This is a genomic window from Rhodococcus sp. T2V (assembly GCF_029269925.1).
GTDB lineage: Bacteria > Actinomycetota > Actinomycetes > Mycobacteriales > Mycobacteriaceae > Rhodococcus_F > Rhodococcus_F koreensis.
On the sequence record NZ_JARJBD010000069.1, the window covers coordinates 15,538 to 34,960 of the forward strand.

19 protein-coding genes are annotated in these 19,423 nt (G+C 67.7%); 2 read left to right on the forward strand and 17 right to left on the reverse strand.

Features of this window, described 5'->3' with window-relative positions; genetic code table 11:
- Positions 1-3 precede the first annotated feature (3 nt).
- Positions 4-354, forward strand: coding sequence for a hypothetical protein (locus tag P3H15_RS38215; protein ID WP_276142011.1), 351 nt, complete (start codon positions 4-6; stop codon positions 352-354).
- Positions 355-364: 10 nt separating this feature from the next.
- Here P3H15_RS38215 and P3H15_RS38220 read toward each other — a convergent pair whose 3' ends face one another.
- Positions 365-835: a MarR family winged helix-turn-helix transcriptional regulator gene (locus P3H15_RS38220; RefSeq protein ID WP_087556459.1), complete on the reverse strand. Its 471-nt coding sequence runs from the start codon at positions 833-835 to the stop codon at positions 365-367.
- 356 nt (positions 836-1,191) lie between these two features.
- Between P3H15_RS38220 and P3H15_RS38225 the strand changes: the two genes are divergently transcribed.
- The gene (locus P3H15_RS38225) at positions 1,192-1,713 is read left to right on the forward strand and encodes a nuclear transport factor 2 family protein (RefSeq protein WP_276142012.1); all 522 of its coding nucleotides are present in this window, start codon (positions 1,192-1,194) and stop codon (positions 1,711-1,713) included.
- Here P3H15_RS38225 and P3H15_RS38230 read toward each other — a convergent pair.
- From P3H15_RS38230 to P3H15_RS38305, 16 genes are all read right to left on the reverse strand, one after another.
- Entirely contained in the window at positions 1,688-2,422 is a 735-nt protein-coding gene (locus P3H15_RS38230) for a DUF1906 domain-containing protein (RefSeq protein WP_276142013.1), read from the reverse strand. The genes P3H15_RS38225 and P3H15_RS38230 overlap by 26 nt on opposite strands.
- 155 nt (positions 2,423-2,577) lie before the next feature.
- On the reverse strand, positions 2,578-4,200 hold the full coding sequence (gene nuoN, locus P3H15_RS38235; protein WP_276142014.1) for an NADH-quinone oxidoreductase subunit NuoN: 1,623 nt from the start codon (positions 4,198-4,200) through the stop codon (positions 2,578-2,580).
- On the reverse strand, positions 4,200-5,768 hold the full coding sequence (locus P3H15_RS38240) for an NADH-quinone oxidoreductase subunit M (protein WP_276142015.1): 1,569 nt from the start codon (positions 5,766-5,768) through the stop codon (positions 4,200-4,202). Before P3H15_RS38240 ends, nuoN begins: the two co-directional genes overlap by 1 nt.
- Positions 5,765-7,657, reverse strand: a complete 1,893-nt coding sequence (gene nuoL, locus P3H15_RS38245) for an NADH-quinone oxidoreductase subunit L (protein ID WP_276142016.1) — start codon at positions 7,655-7,657, stop codon at positions 5,765-5,767. The genes P3H15_RS38240 and nuoL overlap by 4 nt, the downstream gene beginning before the upstream one ends.
- Positions 7,658-7,726: 69 nt before the next feature.
- The gene (gene nuoK / locus P3H15_RS38250; protein ID WP_005239116.1) at positions 7,727-8,026 is read right to left on the reverse strand and encodes an NADH-quinone oxidoreductase subunit NuoK; all 300 of its coding nucleotides are present in this window, start codon (positions 8,024-8,026) and stop codon (positions 7,727-7,729) included.
- Complete coding sequence (locus P3H15_RS38255) at positions 8,023-8,832, reverse strand: NADH-quinone oxidoreductase subunit J (protein ID WP_276142044.1); 810 nt, start codon at positions 8,830-8,832, stop codon at positions 8,023-8,025. Before P3H15_RS38255 ends, nuoK begins: the two co-directional genes overlap by 4 nt.
- A gap of 31 nt (positions 8,833-8,863) precedes the next feature.
- Positions 8,864-9,430, reverse strand: a complete 567-nt coding sequence (gene nuoI, locus P3H15_RS38260) for an NADH-quinone oxidoreductase subunit NuoI (RefSeq protein WP_276142017.1) — start codon at positions 9,428-9,430, stop codon at positions 8,864-8,866.
- The gene (gene nuoH / locus P3H15_RS38265) at positions 9,423-10,775 is read right to left on the reverse strand and encodes an NADH-quinone oxidoreductase subunit NuoH (RefSeq protein WP_276142018.1); all 1,353 of its coding nucleotides are present in this window, start codon (positions 10,773-10,775) and stop codon (positions 9,423-9,425) included. The genes nuoI and nuoH overlap by 8 nt, the downstream gene beginning before the upstream one ends.
- Positions 10,772-13,237 (reverse strand): NADH-quinone oxidoreductase subunit G, encoded by a 2,466-nt coding sequence (locus P3H15_RS38270; RefSeq protein WP_276142019.1) that lies wholly within the window; start codon positions 13,235-13,237, stop codon positions 10,772-10,774. Before P3H15_RS38270 ends, nuoH begins: the two co-directional genes overlap by 4 nt.
- A 76-nt stretch (positions 13,238-13,313) precedes the next feature.
- Positions 13,314-14,612, reverse strand: a complete 1,299-nt coding sequence (gene nuoF, locus P3H15_RS38275) for an NADH-quinone oxidoreductase subunit NuoF (RefSeq protein WP_276142020.1) — start codon at positions 14,610-14,612, stop codon at positions 13,314-13,316.
- Between the two features lies 1 nt (position 14,613).
- A complete protein-coding gene (gene nuoE / locus P3H15_RS38280) occupies positions 14,614-15,537 on the reverse strand; it encodes an NADH-quinone oxidoreductase subunit NuoE (protein WP_276142021.1) in 924 nt (307 codons plus the stop codon).
- On the reverse strand, positions 15,534-16,850 hold the full coding sequence (gene nuoD, locus P3H15_RS38285; RefSeq protein ID WP_276142022.1) for an NADH dehydrogenase (quinone) subunit D: 1,317 nt from the start codon (positions 16,848-16,850) through the stop codon (positions 15,534-15,536). The genes nuoE and nuoD overlap by 4 nt, the downstream gene beginning before the upstream one ends.
- Positions 16,850-17,629: an NADH-quinone oxidoreductase subunit C gene (locus P3H15_RS38290; RefSeq protein WP_276142023.1), complete on the reverse strand. Its 780-nt coding sequence runs from the start codon at positions 17,627-17,629 to the stop codon at positions 16,850-16,852. Before P3H15_RS38290 ends, nuoD begins: the two co-directional genes overlap by 1 nt.
- A gap of 86 nt (positions 17,630-17,715) precedes the next feature.
- Positions 17,716-18,270: an NADH-quinone oxidoreductase subunit B family protein gene (locus P3H15_RS38295; RefSeq protein ID WP_005239105.1), complete on the reverse strand. Its 555-nt coding sequence runs from the start codon at positions 18,268-18,270 to the stop codon at positions 17,716-17,718.
- A 49-nt stretch (positions 18,271-18,319) separates the two neighbouring features.
- Positions 18,320-18,679 carry an NADH-quinone oxidoreductase subunit A gene (locus P3H15_RS38300; protein ID WP_015889709.1) on the reverse strand — a complete coding sequence of 120 codons (360 nt, stop codon included), beginning with the start codon at positions 18,677-18,679 and terminating at the stop codon, positions 18,320-18,322.
- Between the two features lie 218 nt (positions 18,680-18,897).
- Positions 18,898-19,320 (reverse strand): response regulator transcription factor, encoded by a 423-nt coding sequence (locus P3H15_RS38305; protein WP_072940574.1) that lies wholly within the window; start codon positions 19,318-19,320, stop codon positions 18,898-18,900.
- Positions 19,321-19,423 lie beyond the last annotated feature (103 nt).

The following is a 19,423-nucleotide window of genomic DNA, read 5'->3' on the forward strand; positions in this document are numbered from 1 at the left end:
GGAATGCCCTCGACGCACCACACACCGGACCACTCACTGCGATCGCGACACGCCCGGCGTTCCATCCTGTCGATCCGTTCGGAAGGATCGATCCTCTCGATCGGTTCCGCCTACTCGGTCCTGTCGATCGGGAGTGTCGGCTCGGTGCTCTCGATCGGGTCCGTCGGATCGGCAGGCTCTGCACTGAGCACCGCCTCGTTCGCCAGCCTCGGATCGGCGCTGTCGGGTCTGTCACGGTGGTCTCTGCTGTCGTGGAAGGGCTGGCACGACGCGCCGCCCGAGCACCCTCACCTCACGGTCATCGCCGACGAACCGGACCTCACAAGGGACGCGACCGCGCACGTCCAGTCCTGACGACGTCCGGTCAGGTCGTCCGGCCGGCGCGCGGCCAGGAGTTGCCGTCGTACTTCTCGATCTCGCCGTTGAACTTGGTCAGCAGGCGGCGCAGCTCACCCCGGTCGTGGTCGCTCCACTCGGCGATGATGCGTTCGACACCGTTCCTGCCGAGCGCCCGGTCTGCGTGAAGCTGCTCGAGTCCCCGCGCAGTGGCCTCGACCTTGCGGGCCATGCCCCCGTCCGGGTCGGGGACCCGCTCGACGAGTCCGCGCTTCAGCAGCGCGCCGATCTGCCGGTTGATCGTCGAGATGTCGAGCCGGAACGCCTCGGCGAGCTGTTTCAGACTGAGCGGATGTTCCAGTTCCAGGCGTCCGAGAAGCAGGTAGGCGGAACGGTCGAGTTGGAATCCCGCCCGCTGCGCGTGGGCGTGATAGCGCGACAGCAATGTCAATTCGTTCTCGACATCAGCCGCCACCTCGTCGCGATCGGACACCGACACCTCCCAGAGTTACCGTCATTCTGCCCGAGGCACGGTTTCCTCGACCGAGGCATCATTGTGCACCATACACATCATATGTAGCATGCACATTCCGGTGCCGCGGGCGCCAATCAGGATCCGTTGACGAACAGCGCGGTGTAGAGAACCGACGCGACGGTGTACACGACATTGATCAGCAGATCCATGGCAGAACCTCCGGGTTCCGAAGTGAAACGAGTGACAACAGGCAATCGGAGTTGACTCGGGTGGCGTTTCAACGATCCCATCCACGGAAAACACCCCACAACAGAACTGAAACGTGTTCTTATTCTTCGGGGCACACAGATGCGGTGCCGGACGAGAGAAGGGGATGCACCATGCCGTGGAGTCGCGCCGAACTCGACGAGGCGTTCGCGCACTACCAGCGAACCGTCAGCCGCTGCGTCGAACTCGGAGACTGGGCCGCATTCGCGGACCTCTTCACGGAGGACGCGACGTACGTCGAGCACGCGTTCGGGCACTTCGCCGGACGCGAGGCCATTCGCACCTGGGTCACGCGCACCATGTCGGCCTTCCCCGGAAGCCGGATGACCGAGTTCCCGGCGAACTGGTACGTGATCGACGAGGACCGGGGATGGGTGATCTGCGAGATCGACAACCCCATGGAGGATCCCGGCGACGGCTCGCGGCACGCCGCCGCCAACATCACGATCCTCCACTACGCCGGCGACAACCTGTGGTCACGCGAAGAGGACGCGTACAACCCGATGAACTTTCTCGCCACCGCCAAGAAGTGGTGCCGCGCAGCGGAATCCGCGGGCAACCTACCCGAAGACGCGCGGGAGTGGCTCTCGAAGACGGGTGATCGACCGGTCACCACTGCCCGTAATCGGGCTTGAGAATGTCGTTGAGATCGACGCCCACCCCGTCGACGTTGCTCGCGTCGATCTCGTACTGATGCAGGTGCGCCGACGGGTGCACGTACCCCTCGGGCGTGCCCCAGTCGTGCTGCCAGTACCACGACCCGAGCCCGGCGAGTACCGCCAGATCCAGGGTCTTGGAGTTGGCGTAGATGCCGGTGTTGCCCTTGCCGACCACCGACTCCCACCCGGCGAGGTACGGGGCGATCATGGTGAGGAAATCTGCGGGCGAAGGATTGTCGTCGATGGACGCGTAGATGGGGCGGTCTTCGGGACCGCCTGCGGCGAGGTGCAATTCGAGTCCACGCTCCGCGTGCCGTTTGCCCGCCTCGAGCCCGCCGCGCCAGTCGGCGGTCGGCCCCTTGCCGAATTGATAGCACGAGACGACGGACAGTCCGGCGTCGAGCAGCGCCTGCGCCTCGTCGGCGAGCATCGGCTTGCCTTCCATCCATTCGGCGCCGGGACGGCGATCCGACACGTAGCGGATGGCGCCGTCGTATCCGGCCTCGAGGATGGCGTCCGCCGAAGGCACGCCGCCCGCGTAGTCGATCAGGATGCCGAGACTGTCCGCCTTCGCGACGGCGACCGAGGACGTGGTGGACGTGAGCGCCGCGATCCCGGCCACGGCGGATCCGGCTGCCGCGTACCGGAACAGGTCTCTCCGAGAAATCTGCACTGTGGCCCCCATATCCGATCGGTCGCGCTCCGGCGTGTCTCCGACATTCACTCTCGCTCAGTCGGTATGTTGTCCGGTTTGCATTCCACCACACTCACACGGGTCCCGCCAGCCACTTGGACTACATCCGTCACATCGGACACTCGCGACCCGCCGGCACCGCCGGGTCAGCGAAAGAACACCGCGGCCTGGTCCGCCAGTTCCAGCGCCCCCTGCGGCAGGATTCCGAGCACCACCGTCACGACCACTCCCACCGCGATGGCGGCGGCGGTGAACATACTGGGCACGACGATCGTCGGGGCGTCGCTCTGCGGTTCCGAGAAGAACATCAGGACGATCACCCGGACGTAGAAGAACGCCGCGATCGCGCTGCTGACGACGCCGACGAGGACGAGCGGAACGGCACCGCCCTCGATGGCGGCCTGGAAGACCGCGAACTTGCTGACGAACCCACTCGTCAAGGGGATTCCGGCGAACGCGAGCAGGAACAGGGCGAAGACCCCGCCCACCAGAGGCGAACGCCGCCCCAGCCCCGCCCAGCGGGACAGGTCCGTCGCCTCGCCCCGGCTGTCCCGCACGAGTGTGACGACGGCGAACGCGCCGAGCGTGCTGAATCCGTAGGCCAGCAGATAGAACATGGTGGAGGACAGACCCGCCCGGTTGGCCGCGACCAGACCGGTGAGGATGAATCCGGCGTGCGCGACCGAGGAGTACGCGAGCATCCGCTTGACGTCGTTCTGCGTGACCGCCATGACGGCACCGACCACCATGGTGAGGATGGCGACGCCCCACATCACCGGTCGCCAGTCCGCGCGGAGGTCGGGCAACGCCACGTAGAAGATGCGCAGCATCGCCCCGACGGCCGCGACCTTGGTGGCCGCCGCCATGAACGCGGTGATCGGTGTCGGCGCACCCTGATAGACGTCGGGGATCCAGGAGTGGAACGGGACCGCCCCGATCTTGAACAGCAGTCCCACCGACAGGAGCGCGGTGCCGATCAGCGCCAGCGTCCGGTCCTCGGCACCCCGGGCGAGTGCGTCGCCGATCCCCGGCAACGCGACGGTGCCCGCGTAGCCGTATAGCAACGCAACCCCGAACAGGAAGAACGCCGACGAGAACGCCCCGAGCAGAAAGTATTTCATCGCGGCCTCCTGCGACAGGAGCCGGCGACGCCGCGCCAGTCCGCACAGCAGATACAGCGGCAGCGAGAGCACCTCGAGCGCCACGAACATGGTGAGGAGGTCGTTGGACGCCGGGAACAGGAGCATCCCGCCGACCGCGAACAGGGTGAGGGGGAAGACCTCGGTGTGCCCCGGCGCGCTTCTGGTGGCCTCCCGTTCGGCGACACTGCCGGGGACGGCGAACGCCTGCGGGGTGAAGGCGTCGGTTCCGCCTTCGGGCTCCGCACCGCGGACGGCCGTGACCTCCGCGGTCGCAGCGCCGACCCCGCTGTCGACGCTCCGCTCGGCGATGATCAGGATCGCCGGGATCGAAATCAGCAGGATCGTGCCCTGGAGGAACAGCGTCGGACCGTCGACGGCCACCGCTCCCCCGACCACCGAGTCGCGGGTTCCGGCCAGCAGGACGACGGCCACGAATGCCGCGGTGAGTCCGCCGAGCGCGAGAACGAGATGGCTCGAGTAGCGGCCGCGCCGGGGCAGGAACGCCTCCACGAGCACACCCGCCACAGCCACGCCGAACACGATCAACATCGGCGCCAGCTGGCCGTATTCGATGTCCGGCGCAGGCAACGGCGCGGACTGGGCGAGGACGAATTCGGAGGTACTCATCAGGGTGTGCCTCCCTCTGGGTCCTGCCCGGCGACGGTGGGGGCAGGATCGTGCTGACCGACGGTGACGAGGACGTGGCTCACCGCGGGGGTGATGACGTCCAGCACCGGCTTGGGGTAGACGCCGAGGACGAGCAGCAGGGCGATCAGCGGTGCCACGACCGCGATCTCACGGCGCACGAGATCGCGGACCGTCTCGTTGCCCTCCTTCAGCGGTCCCGTCATCATCCGCTGGTAGAGCCACAGCACGTAGATCGCCGCGAGGACGAGCGCGAGAGTCGCGACCACGGCAGCGATCTGGTACCGCGAGAACGTCCCGACCAGGACGAGGAACTCACTGATGAAGGGCGCCAGACCCGGCAGCGACAGCGTGGCCAGCCCCGCCACGAGGAACGTGCCCGCCATCACCGGGGCGACCTTCTGCACGCCGCCGTAGTCGGCGATGAGGCGGGTGCCGCGCCGGGACACCAGGAACCCGGCGATCAGGAACAGCGCCGCGGTCGAGATGCCGTGGTTGACCATGTACAGCGTCGATCCGGCCTGCCCCTGGCTCGTCATCGCGAAGATACCGAGGATGATGAACCCGAAGTGCGAGATCGACGTGTACGCGATCAGTCGCATCACGTCGGTCTGTCCGATGGCCAGCACCGCGCCGTAGATGATGCCGATCACCGCCAGCACCGTGACGAACGGCGCGAAGTACGCGGACGCGTCCGGGAACATCTGCAGGCAGAACCGCAGCATCCCGAACGTGCCGACCTTGTCGACGACGGCCATCATGAGCACCGCGCTGGCCGGGGTCGCTTCCACCGCCGCGCCCGGCAGCCACGTGTGGAACGGCCACAGCGGGGCCTTGACCGCGAACGCGAACATGAACCCGAGGAACAGCGCCTTCAGCACACCGGGGTCGGCGTCCAGCCCCTCCGCGACGATCACCCGGAAGTCGAAGGTGCCGCCGCCGAACGCGTCCTGGCGCGCCGTCACCACGTACAGCCCGATGACGGCCGCCAGCATGATCAGGCCGCCGAACAGGTTGTACAGCAGGAACTTCACCGCGGCATACGACCTCCCCGCCCCGCCGAATCCTCCGATCAGGAAGTACATGGGGATGAGCATGGCCTCGAAGAAGATGTAGAAGAGCAGGACGTCGAGGGCGGTGAACGAGACGATCACCATCGCCTCGACCATCAGCGTCAGCGCCACGTACGTGTGCGCCATCCGTCGCCGGTCGTAGTCGGGAGCGGAGTCGCCGTCGTTCCACCCCGCCAGCAGCAGCAGGGGCACGAGCACCGCAGTGAGGAGCACCAGGACGAGCGCGATGCCGTCGAGGCCCAGGATGTACCGGGTGCCGAACGCCGGGATCCAGGCGTGCGATTCGACGAACTGGTACTGCTCGCCGGTCGGGTCGAACCGGATCGCCAGTACGACCGCCAGGCACAGGACCACCACGGACACACCGACCGCGATCGATTTCGCGAGCGCGCGCCTGTCGACGGGCAAGGCCAGGACCACGCCGGCGCCGACGAGTGGCAGCACCCACAGGACCGTCAGCCACGGGAAGCCGCTCACCACAGCCTCACCAGCATCGTGGCGACCAGAAGCGCCGCACCCGCGAACATGAACAGGGCGTACGACCGGACGAACCCGGTCTGCAGACGCCGCACCCGCACCGACGTTCCGCCGACGAGCGCGGCGAACCCGTTGACGGCGCCGTCGACGCCCCGGTCGTCGACGGTCACGAGCGTTCGCGTCAACTCCTGCCCCGGACGCATCAGCGCCGCCTCGTTGAACGCGTCGCCGTAGAGGTCCCGCCGGGCCGCGACGGTGAGCGCGGTGACGTCCGTCGGCGCGACGTCGGGGACCGGCTGCCGGGCGTACTGCCGGTAGGCCACCGCGACCCCGGCGAGCACCACCACCAGAGTGAGTCCGGTGATCGCCCACACGGGCAAGGCGGGCTCGCCGTGGTGGGCGCCGACGACCGGTTCCAGCCAGTGCTGCAGCGAGGACCCGACGGCGAGCAGGGCTCCCGCGGCGACCGAACCCACCGCGAGCAGGATCATCGGCACCGTCATCACCCCCGGCGATTCGTGCGGGTCGGAATTTGGTGCCCATCGGCGGCGTCCGAAGAAGGTCATCAGCATCACCCTGGTCATGTAGAAGGCGGTGAGTCCCGCACCGAGCAGCGTCACCGTCCCGAGGACGACACCCTGCACGCCCTCGGCGGCGAACGCCGCTTCGATGATCTTGTCCTTGGAGAAGAAGCCGGAGAACGGCGGAATCCCGATGATGGCCAGGTATCCCAGCCCGAACGTGACGAACGTGATGGGCATGACGGTGCGCAGACCGCCGTAGCGGCGCATGTTCACCTCGTCGTTCATGCCGTGCATCACCGAGCCCGCGCCGAGGAACAGGCCGGCCTTGAAGAAGCCGTGGGTGAGCAGCAGCATGATCGCGAACGCGTACCCGGCCGGTCCCAGACCGGCGGCCAGCACCATGTACCCGATCTGGCTCATCGTCGACGCCGCCAGCGCCTTCTTGATGTCGTCCTTCGCGCAACCGATGATCGCGCCGAACAGCAGGGTCACCGCGCCGACGATCACGACGCCGAGCTGGGCGTTCGGCGCCAGGTCGAAGATCGCGTTCGAGCGGACGATGAGGTACACACCCGCCGTGACCATGGTCGCGGCGTGGATGAGCGCGGACACCGGTGTCGGGCCCTCCATCGCGTCGCCGAGCCAGGACTGCAGCGGGACCTGCGCCGACTTGCCGCAGGCGGCGAGCAGCAGCGCGAGGCCGATCGCGGTGAGCACGCCCTCGCTCGCGGCGTCGGCGCGCGTGAACACGTCGGCGAATTCGATCGACCCGAACGTCGAGAACATGATCATGATCGCGAGGATCAGCCCCATGTCACCGACGCGGTTGACGACGAACGCCTTCTTCGCCGCGGCCGCCGCGGACGGCTTGTACTGCCAGAACCCGATCAGCAGGTACGACGCGAGACCGACGCCCTCCCACCCGACGTACAGTCCCAGGAAATTGTCGGCCAGCACCAGCAGCAGCATCGCCGCGAGGAACAGGTTGAGGTAGGCGAAGAACCGCCTGCGCTCCGGGTCGTGCGCCATGTAGCCGACCGAATAGATGTGGATCAGCGAGCCGACACCGGTGATCAGCAGCACGAAGCACACGGACAGCTGGTCGAGTTGCAGACCGAAGTCCACCTGGAGTTCGCCGACCGGCACCCAGCTGAACAGGATCTGGTGCACGACCCGGTCGGCGGCGTCCCGGCCGAGCATGTCGACGAAGAAGACGAGGCCGAGTGCGAACGAGGCGAGCGCCGTCACGCAGCCGAGGAGATGACCCCACGCATCGCTGCGCCTGCCCGCCAGCAGGAGCACGGTGGCGCCGAGGAGCGGCAGAACCGGCAGCAGCCACACGGCCGACGAGAGCGTTCCGCTCATGCCGCACCGCCGATCGGGGTGTCGTCGGGCAAAGTCACCTTCTCGAGGATGTGCGTCATCGGGGACCCGTCAGTTCTTGAGGAGGTTGGCGTCGTCGACGGAAGCCGAACGGCGGGAACGGAAGATGGTCATGATGATCGCCAGACCGACGACCACCTCGGCGGCCGCGACGACCATGGTGAAGAACGCGAAGACCTGCCCGTCGAGGTTGCCGTGCATCCGGGCGAACGTCACGAACGCCAGATTCGAGGCGTTGAGCATCAGTTCGATGCACATGAACACGATGATCGCGTTGCGGCGGATCAGGACCCCGGCGGCACCGATCGTGAACAGCAGCGCCGACAGGTAGAGGTAGTTCTCGGGGTTCATCGCCCACCCCCGTCTTCGGTCGCGGCGGGTTCGGGGGCCGCGACGTCGGCGGTGCCCAGTGCCCGGGCGGGCATGCTCGGCCGCCGGTCGAGCGACCGGCTGACGGAGAGGTCGGAGAACGTGCCGTCGGGCAGCAACGCCGGGATGTCGACGGCGTTGTGCCGCGCGTAGACCCCGGGACTGGGTAGCGGCGTGACCCGGGCACCCTCGCGGACACGGTCCTGGGACAGCTCGCGCTGGTCCTTCCGCCGCTCGAACCGTTCCCGGTGGGCGAGCACCATGGCACCGATCGTCGCGGTGATCAGCAGGGCGCCGGTCAGTTCGAAGGCCCACACGTACCGGACGAAGACGAGTTCGGCCAGCCCCTGGACGTTGCCCGCCGCGTTGGCCTGGTCGAGACCGGTGAACGCGGAGACGGACGCACTTCCGAGGCCGCCGATCAGCAGGAGACCGAATCCCAGCCCCGCCGCGATCGCGGCCACCCGCTGACCGCGCAGGTTTTCGACGAGGGATTCGGAGGAATCGACGCCGATGAGCATGAGCACGAACAGGAACAGCATCATGACCGCTCCGGTGTAGACCACGATCTGCACGACGCCGAGGAACAGCGCGCCCTGGGCGATGTAGAACACGGCCAGGATGATCATGGTCGTGGCGAGGAAGATCGCCGAGTATACGGCTTTCGTCGCGCTGACCACGCCGAGCGCGCCGATCACGGCCACGGTCGCGAGGACCCAGAACTGCACGCCCTCGCCGGTCGAGGTCTGGGTGAAGGGTTCCGCGACCAGTTGGACCGCGGACGGCATCGTGTTCACCACGTCGGCTCTCCTCCCTCGATCACGGCCTGTCCTCCGCCGTGTCGTGCGCCACGGACTCGTCCTGCGACGCGGGCGCCGCTCCCCCGGTCACCGTGCCCCGGTAGTAGTCCTCGGCGGTGGTGCCTGGGGCCATCGGGTGCGGCGAATCGACCATGCCGGACTCGAGCGGGGCCAGCAGCCGATCCTTCTCGTAGATCAGGCCCGCCCGGTTGTCGTCGGCCATCTCGTATTCGTTGGTCATGGTCAGCGCCCGTGTCGGGCACGCCTCGATGCACAGCCCGCACCCGATGCAGCGCAGGTAGTTGATCTGGTACACCCGGCCGTACCGCTCGCCGGGCGAGAAGCGTTCCTCGTCGGTGTTGTCGGCGCCCTCGACGAAGATGGCGTCGGCGGGGCACGCCCAGGCGCACAGTTCGCACCCGATGCACTTCTCCAGGCCGTCCGCGTACCGGTTGAGCTGATGCCTGCCGTGATAGCGGGGCGCCGTCGGCGTCTTCTCCTCCGGGTAGAACTCGGTGTTCGATTTCTTGAACATCGTGGAGAAGGTCACGCCGAATCCCGCTATGGGGCCGAGGAATTTAGTCATCGCTGTTCTCCTGAGTCGATCCGGTGGAGTGCGCGCTGGTGACGGAGACGGGCGTGCGCCGGAACGCGGGCAGCGTCTGACCCGGCATCGGCGGAACCGGGTATCCACCGGCCATGGGGTCGAACGGTTCGAGTGTCTCCGAGGCCGGTTCGGCGCGGTCGCGCGGCTCGACCGGTTTCTCGGGTGCGCGAACGCGGCCCGGACGCAGGCGCTTCCACAGCAGCGCCACCACGACGAGGGCCACCACGAGTCCCGCGACGACGAGGGTGATCGTCCTTGTGTCGTAGCCCTCGTTGCGGAAGGCCCGGACGGTCGCGACGATCATGACCCACACCAGCGAGATCGGGATCAGGATCTTCCAGCCGAGACCCATGAACTGGTCGTACCGCAGCCGGGGCAGCGTGGCCCGCAACCACACGAACACGAACAGGAAACCCCAGACCTTCAGCGTGAACCACAGCACCGGCCACCATCCGGAGTTCGCGCCGTCCCACAGGCTGAGTGGGAACGGTGCGTGCCAGCCGCCGAGGAACAGGGTGGTGGCGAGCGCCGAGACGGTCACCATGTTCACGTACTCGGCGAGCATGAACATCGCGAAGCTCAGCGAGGAGTACTCGGTGTGGAACCCGCCCACCAGTTCACCTTCGGCCTCGGGCAGGTCGAAGGGCGCCCGGTTGGTCTCACCCACCATCGAGGTGACGTAGATGAGGAACGACGGCAGCAGCAGGAAGACGTACCAGGTGTGCTCCTGGGAGGCGACGATCCCCGACGTGGACATCGTTCCGGCATCCAGGAAGACGGCCGCGAACGACAACGCCATCGCGATCTCGTACGAGATCACCTGCGCCGTCGAGCGCAGACCTCCCAGCAGCGGGTACGTGGAGCCGGACGCCCAGCCGGCGAGCACGATGCCGTAGACGCCGATCGACGTGGCTGCGAGGACGTAGAGCACGGCCACCGGCAGGTCCGTCAGCTGTAATGGCGTGTAGTGCCCGAAGATCGACACCGCCGGTCCGAACGGGATCACCGCGAACGCCATGAACGCGGGCACCGCGGCGATGATCGGCGCGAGGATGTAGATCGGCTTGTCCACACCCTTCGGGACGATCCCCTCCTTCAAGGCGAGCTTGATGCCGTCTGCGAGGCTCTGCAGCATGCCTCGCGGGCCCACCCGGTTCGGGCCGACGCGCATCTGCATCCACGCCATGACCTTGCGTTCGGCCAGAATCGTCAGGAGCGGGGTGAGGACGAGGAACACGAAGACTGCCAGCGCCTTGCCGAGAACCAGCCACCACGGGTCGTGCCCGAACAGTGCCGGGTCTGGGTAGACGGCCGCGATCGTCACAGCGCACCTCCCGGGGCGATCCCGTTGGTGGCTGCGGCGCGGCGTACGTTCACGACGGTTCCCGCGCCGGCCGCCAGTTGGCGGTAGACCGCGGAGCCGGGCGAGTTGAGCGGCAGCCACACCACCCGATCCGGCATGTCGGTGATCACCAACGGCAACGTCACCTCGCCTCGTTCCGTCGCTACGGTGACCGGATCTCCGTCACCGGCACCCGTCTCGGCCGCCGACGCCGCGGACATCCGCACGACCGGGGTGCGCGCCGTGCCCGCCAAGTGCGGTTCCCCGTCCTGCAACCGCCCCGAGTCGAGCAGCATCCGCCACGTGGCGAGCACCGCCTCCCCCGCCCCGGGGTCCCGCCGTGGGTACTGCGGGACGTCGGGCGGATCCGGGAAGTCACCGTCCCAGGCGCCGAGCCGTTCGAGTTCCCGCCGTGCGGTCGCCGCGTCGGGAAGACCCAGCGGGACACCCATTTCGCCGGCGATCGCGTGGAGCACACGCTGATCGGGCATCGCCCCGGTGCCGCGGAGTGCGGCGTCGAAATCGCGGGTGCGCCCCTCCCAGTCGAGGAAGGTACCCGGCTTCTCCATCACCGGTGCGATGGGGAACACCACGTCCGCGCGATCGGTGATCGTGCTGTGGCGCAGCTCCAGACTCACGACGAACCCGGCCGCGTCGACTGCCGCCGTCGCGGCCTGCGGGTCGGGGAGGTCGTCGATCTCCACACCGCCGATCACCAGCGCCCCCAGCGTCCCCGATTCGGCGGCGACGAGGATGCTCGCGGTGTCGCGGCCCGCGGTGTCCGGTAGATCCGCGACATTCCACGCCGACGCGACCTGCCGACGGGCCTCGGGATCGCCCACCGGCCTGCCACCCGGGAGCAGTCCGGGCAGCGCGCCCGCCTCGAGTGCGCCGCGTTCACCGGCCCGTCGCGGCACCCAGGCCAGCCGGGCACCGGTGGCGTCGGCCAGCCGGACCGCGGCGGACAGTGCCCCCGGCACCGCGGCGAGCCGCTCCCCCACCACGACGACCGCACCCGGTCGGCGAAGCAACTCGGTGACCCCCGGGTCCGCATCACCCGTGCGGAGTCCGTCGAGGACCTCCGGTTCCGCATTCGGCGCGGCCCGCAGCAGTCTGCCGGACACCTTCTCGAGGCCGCGGGACGTGTACGGGGCGATCGAGTACACCGGAACGGCCTTCGTGCGCGCCGCCTTGCGCAGGCGGAGGAACACGATCGGCGACTCCTCCTCCGGCTCGAACCCGGCGAGGAGAACGACCGGCGCGGCGTCGAGATCGTCGTAGGTGACCGCGAGTCGCTGCCCCGCCACCCGGGCCGCCAGGAAGTCGGCCTCCTCACCGGAGTGTGCGCGACTGCGGAAGTCGATGTCGTTGGTGCCGAGCGCCGTTCGCGCGAATTTCGCGTAGGCGTAGGCGTCCTCCCACGTGGACCGACCACCGACGAGAACACCCGCACTGCCCCGCGCCGCGGTCAGTCCCCGCGCCGCGACGGCCAGGGCCTCCGACCAGGAGGCGGGCGCCAGCGTGCCGTCGCCGCCACGGACCAGCGGGGTGGTGATCCGGTCGCGCTGGGTGGCGTAGGCGAACGCCCACCGCCCCTTATCGCAATTCCATTCCTCGTTGACCTCGGGGTCGTCGCCCGCCAGCCGCCGCAACACCGTGCCCCGCCGATGATCGGTGCGCTGGGCGCAACCGCTCGCACAGTGCTCGCACACGCTGGGGCTGGAGATCAGATCGAACGGGCGGGCCCGGAACCGGTACGCGGTACCCGTCAGCGCGCCCACCGGGCAGATCTGGACGGTGTTGCCGGAGAAGTACGACTCGAACGGTTCCTTCGCGTAGATCCCGACCTGCTGCAGCGCACCCCGCTCCATCAGCTCGACGAACGGATCCCCCGCAACCTGCTGGGAGAACCGGGTACACCGTGCGCACAGCACACACCGCTCGCGGTCCAGCAGGACCTCCGTGGACAGCGGAATCGGCTTGGGGAACGTGCGCTTGATCTCCCCGAAACGCGACTCCGCGCGCCCGTTGGACATCGCCTGATTCTGCAACGGGCACTCGCCGCCCTTGTCGCACACCGGACAATCCAGGGGATGGTTGATCAGCAACAACTCCATCACCCCCTTCTGCGCCTTGTCGGCCACCGGCGACGTCAGCTGGGTGTGCACCACCATGCCGTCGGTGACAGTCGTGGTACACGACGCGAGCGGCTTCCGCTGCCCCTCCACATCCACGAGGCACTGACGGCACGCACCCACCGGGTCGAGCAGCGGATGATCACAGAACCGCGGAATCTGGATGCCGATCATCTCCGCCGCACGAATCACCAACGTGCCCTTGGGAACACTGACCTCGACACCGTCGATGACAACGCTCACTGCGTCAGGGCTCGCTCCGCTCGCGGGCACCGGGGCTTTCACACCCGCCCTTCCCACGTCACTCATTCGCTCCGCTCCCTCGCTCCTCGGTCCAGACCGCGCGGCCCCGGTACCGAGTCACGGCTCGCTCCGCTCGCGGGCATCATGCGCGTACTCCAGCCATGAGCGTGGACTGATGCGGGTCGAACGGGCAGCCGCCCTGCTCGAAGTGCGCGAGGTACTCGTCGCGGAAGTACTTGATGGAGGACATGATCGGGCTCGCCGCACCGTCACCGAGAGCGCAGAACGACTTGCCGAGGATGTTGTCCGCGATGTCGAGCAACTTCTGCAGGTCCGCATCGGTGCCCTCCCCCCGCTCGAGCCGCTCCAGGATCTGCACCAGCCAATAGGTGCCCTCCCGGCAGGGCGTGCACTTGCCGCACGACTCGTGCGCGTAGAACTCGGTCCAGCGGAGCACGGCGCGCACCACACACGTGGTCTCGTCGAAGATCTGCAGGGCCTTGGTGCCCAGCATCGACCCGGCGGCGCCGACCCCCTCGTAGTCGAGGGCGACGTCGAGATGCTCGTCCGTGAAGATCGGCGTCGACGAACCGCCCGGCGTCCAGAACTTCAACCGGTGCCCGGCGCGGACGCCGCCCGCGTACTCGAGCAACTCCCGCAACGTGATTCCCAGTGGAGCCTCGTACTGTCCGGGTGTGGTCACGTGCCCCGACAGGGAATAGAGGGTGAACCCGGGCGACTTCTCGCTGCCCATCGAGCGGAACCACTCGATGCCGTTCACGATGATCGGCGGGACGCTCGCGATCGACTCGACGTTGTTGACGACGGTCGGGGACGCGTAGAGACCGGCCACCGCGGGGAACGGCGGACGCAGCCGGGGCTGACCGCGGCGACCCTCCAGCGAGTCGAGCAGCGCCGTCTCCTCGCCGCAGATGTACGCCCCGGCACCCGCGTGCACGACCAGCTCGAGGTCGAACCCGGTACCCAGGATGTTCTTGCCGAGGTAGCCCGCCGCATACGCCTCCGCGACCGCGGCCTGCAGCCGGCGCAGCACCGGCACCACCTCGCCGCGCACGTAGATGAAGGCGTGCCCGGCGCGGATCGCGTACGCCGCGATGATGACGCCCTCCACGAGCGCGTGCGGCGTGGCCAGCATCAGCGGCATGTCCTTGCAGGTGCCCGGTTCGGACTCGTCCGCGTTGACCACGAGATAGTGGGGCTTGTCGTCGCCCTGCGGGATGAACGACCACTTCATGCCGGTCGGGAACCCGGCACCGCCGCGACCGCGCAGACCGGCCTCCTTGACCGTCGAGATCACCTCGTCCGGGTCCATGCGCAGCGCCTTTTGCAGGCCCTCGTACCCGTCGTGGCGACGGTACGTGTCGAGGGTCCAGGACTCGGGCTCGTCCCAGTAGCGGCTCAGGACCGGGGTCAGCGGCATGTCAGTCTCCCTTCCGTCCGGGGTCGGTGGCAGCCGGGTTCGTTTCGGAGGAGGACGGTTCCGGAGGCACCGTCGCCGACGGGGCAGGCGCCGGCTCGTCCTTCGTCGACTCGGCCGCGACCGCCTCGGTGTCCCGTGCCTGCGGCTCCGGGACGAGGGACGTCTCCGCCGGATCCGGCGCCGTCATCCCCCGCTCCCGCGCAACGCGCAGGCCGGCCAGTGTCGCGTCGCCTGCGGCGCCGCCCTCCTCGAGCGCACCGGGACGCTCGTCGGGGAACCCGGCGAGAATGCGGGCGGTCTCCCGGAACGTGCACAGCGTCGCGCCGCGGCTCGGCGACACCCGGTCCCCCGACCGCAGGGAATCGACGAGCGAGCGAGCCGACTCCGGGGTCTGATTGTCGAAGAACTCCCAGTTCACCATCACCACCGGGGCGTAATCGCACGCCGCGTTGCACTCGATGTGCTCCAGCGTCACCTTGCCGTCCGCGGACGTGCCACCGTGCGGCAGATCGAGATGCTCCTCCAGCGCGGCGAGGATCGCGTCGCCGCCCATCACCGCGCACAACGTGTTGGTGCACACCCCCACGTAATAGTCGCCCGTCGGCTCGCGCCGGTACATCGAATAGAACGTCGCCACCGCGGCCACCTCGGCGCCGGTCAACCCGAGCCGGCCGGCACAGAATTCGACCCCCGCCGGCGTGATGCACCCGTCCTCCGCCTGAACCAGATGCAACAGCGGCAGCAGCGCGGAACGCGAATTCGGATAACGCGCGACGACGACATCGGCGTCGGCGTCGAGCCGCGCCCGGATCTCCGGCGGATACTCCTCCCGCGCACCCGGCCGCACCAGGCGACCGTTCTCCTCCGGCCGAGGCCCGAACTCGATGAAAACAGGTGGTTGCGCCGGTGCGGTTCGCTCGGTCATCGATCCACTCCCCCCATGACGGGATCGATGCTCGCGACCGCGGCAATCACATCCGCCACCATGCCGCCCTCACACGTGGCCGCCACCGACTGCAGATTCGTGAACGACGGATCCCGGAAATGCACCCGGAACGGGCGCGTGCCGCCGTCGCTCACCATGTGCACCCCGAGCTCACCCCGCGGCGACTCCACCGCCACATACACCTGGCCCGGCGGCACCCGGAAACCCTCCGTCACCAACTTGAAATGATGGATCAGCGACTCCATCGACGAATCCATGATCTCGCGGACATGCTCCGGCGAATTACCCAGACCATCCGGGCCCAACGTCAGATCCGCAGGCCACGCGATCTTCTTGTCTTCCGCCATGATCGGCCCCGGCCGCAACTTGTCGAGACACTGCTCGACGATCTTCAGCGACTCCTTCATCTCGTCGACCCGGATCAGGTAGCGGCCGTACGCGTCGCACCCGGTGTCGGTACTGACGTCGAACTCGTAATTCTCGTACCCGCAATACGGCTGCGACTTCCGCAGATCGTGCGGCAGACCCGTCGCACGCAGCATCGGACCCGTCACCCCCAGCGCCATGCACCCCGTGAGGTCGAGATACCCGATGCCCTTGGTCCGGCCCTTCCAGATGCGGTTGTCGTTCAGCAGATTCTCCATGTCCCGCAACCGCTCCGGCAGCAACCTCAGCAACTCGCGGACCTTCTCCACCGCACCCTCCGGCAGATCCTGCGACAACCCGCCCGGCCGGATATACGCATGGTTCATGCGCAACCCCGTGATGAACTCGAACACATCCAGGACCAACTCACGTTCCCGGAAGCCGAACAGCATCGCCGTCACCGCGCCCAACTCCATCCCGCCCGTGGCCAGCGCCACCAGATGCGAGGAAATGCGGTTCAACTCCATCAACATCACCCGGACGACACTCGCCCGCTCCGGCACCTGCTCCGTGATGTCGAGCAACTTCTCCACACCCAGGCAATACGCCGTCTCGTTGAAAAACGGCGACAGATAATCCATCCGCGTCACAAACGTCACGCCCTGCGTCCAGCTACGAAACTCCAGGTTCTTCTCGATCCCCGTATGCAGATAACCGATACCGCACCGGGCCTCCGTGACCGTCTCACCCTCGATCTCCAGGATGAGCCGCAACACCCCGTGCGTCGACGGATGCTGCGGACCCATGTTCACGACGATGCGCTCCTCGCCGCTCCCCGAACCCGCGTCCTCCGACGCCGCCTTCACCGCATCGACAACCTCGTCCCAGTCCTGACCCGCAACCGTGAACACCGTGTCCTCGCTCATCAGCTGTACCCCCGCCGCTCGTCCGGCGGCGCGATCTCCGCGCCCTTGTACTCGACGGGAATACCGCCGAGCGGATAGTCCTTCCGCTGCGGATGACCCGGCCAGTCATCCGGCATCTCGATCCGCGTCAACGACGGATGACCGTCGAACACGATCCCGAAGAAGTCGTACGTCTCCCGCTCGTGCCAATCATTCGTCGGATACACGTCATACAACGACGGAATATGCGGATCCCCATCCGGCACCGCCACCTCCAGACGGATCCGCCGATTGTGCGTAATCGACAACAACGGATACACCGCATGCAACTCCCGGCCCGCATCCTGCGGGAAATGCACACCATTCACACCCAGACACATCTCGAACCGCAGATCCGGCTCATCCCGCAACGCACGCGCCACCGGCACCAAGAACTCGCGCCGCACACCGAACGTCACCTCACCCCGAAACACCACCACCGACTCCACCGCCACCTCGAAGCCCACCCCCGACTCCGCCAGCGCCGCCCCCAACCCATCCGCCACCTCGTCGAAATACCCGCCGAACGGCCGCGGCGTACTCCCCGGCAACAACACCGGACGCACCAACCGCCCATACCCCGACGTATCCCCACTACCCCGCACCCCGAACAAACCCTTACGCACACCGATCTGCTCTGTAACATGGCTCGCTTCGCTCGCGGGTGCCGGAGCTTGGTCGCGCGGTTTTCCGGTGTTGGTCTGGCTCGCTTCGCTCGCGGGCGTCTGGGCTTTGTCGCGCGCTCTTCCCTCGTCACTCACTCGCTACGCTCCCTCGTTCCTCAGTCCAGACCGCGCGGCCCAGACGCCGGATCTCGGGTCGCTCCGCTCCCTCGCGGCGCGCGCCGTCACCGGAGCAGGCCCTTCATCTGGATGGTGGGGGTGGCGGCCAGCGCGGCCTGCTCCGCCGCACGCGCCACCTCCTCCCGGTGAACGCCGAGCGGCATCTGCTGGATCTTCTCGTGCAGCGTGAGGATCGCGTTCAGCAGCATCTCGGGTCTCGGCGGGCACCCCGGCAGGTAGATGTCGACAGGGACGATGTGGTCGACACCCTGCACGATCGCGTAATTGTTGAACATCCCACCCGACGACGCGCACACGCCCATCGCCAGCACCCACTTCGGCTCCACCATCTGGTCGTAGATCTGCCGCAGCACCGGCGCCATCTTCTGGCTCACCCGGCCGGCGACGATCATCAGATCGGCCTGCCGGGGTGAGGCACGGAACGCCTCCATGCCGAAGCGGGCGATGTCGAAGCGTCCGCCCGCGGTGGCCATCATCTCGATCGCACAGCAGGCGAGCCCGAAACTGGCGGGCCACAGCGAGCCCTTGCGGACGTAACCCGCGAGCCCCTCGACCGTGGTCAGCAGGAAGCCGCTCGGCAGCTTCTCCTCGATGCCCATATCCGACTCTTCCCTTCCGACTTGGCTTTTCGATCGCTGGCGGGACCGATCAGTCCCAACTGAGACCGCCACGCCGCCACTCGTACGCGTAGGCGACGGAGACGTTGAAGATGAACAGGGCCATGGCCCCGAGACCGAAGAAGCCGAGGGCGTCGAAATGAACAGCCCACGGATAGAGGAACACGATCTCGATGTCGAAGATGATGAACAGCATGGCCGTCAGGTAGTACTTCACCGGGATGCGGCCCGCGCCCAGCGGCGAGGACGTCGGCTCGATCCCGCACTCGTAGGCGTCGAGCTTGGCACGGTTGTAGCGTCTCGGACCGACGATCCTCGCCACGATCACGGAGAACACCGCGAACGCGACCGCAATCGCCCCGAGCACGAGTATCGGCACGTAGACATTCACGCCGTCTCAGCTCCCCTCTTCCCGAGCCTGTCCGCCCGATTCCCGGGCGGTCGTTTCCGAAGCTACGCTCTTGTGAGTTATGCCACAGCGTACAAGGGAAGTCGTCGGGCCCGGCCGATTTGACCGAGCGAGTTCCAGGCGATCTGGAAATGCGGAAAACCGCTGCGGGACAGGCGCTCGATGCGCCTTCCGACGGCGGAATCGGAAGTCAGGAGACCCTAAGCAGAGAGTCGGGTGCGGAGCAGCGCTATGACCGCTTCCGACAACCGGATCGGGTCGAGCGGGTGCGGCACCGCGGCCTCCGCGCGCGACCAGCTGGCCAGCCAGGCGTCGTCGGGACGTCCGGTCAGGACCAGGATCGGCGGGCACTCGTCGATCTCGTCCTTCAACTGCTTGGCGATCCCCATCCCGCCCGCGGGCACCGCCTCGCCGTCCAGGACGGCCAGGTCGATACCGCCGGCATCCATCTCCCGGATCACCACGGGCGCCGTCGCCACCTCGACGTACTCCAGCTCCGGAAGGTCGGGGTGCGGACGCTTCCCCAACGCCAGCACGACCTTCTGGCGGGTGCTCGCGTCGTCGCTGTAGACGAGGACTCGCAACCGATCGGAACGGCTGGTGTGGGCGGTCGCGTCGGTCACGGACACGATGCTACCGGTCCCCCGCCTTCCAGACCGGCGGCTCGCGGCGATCGAAAAACGGCGCGTCGAAATCGAATTGGTTTGGCCGGCGGCCGCAGCTGCC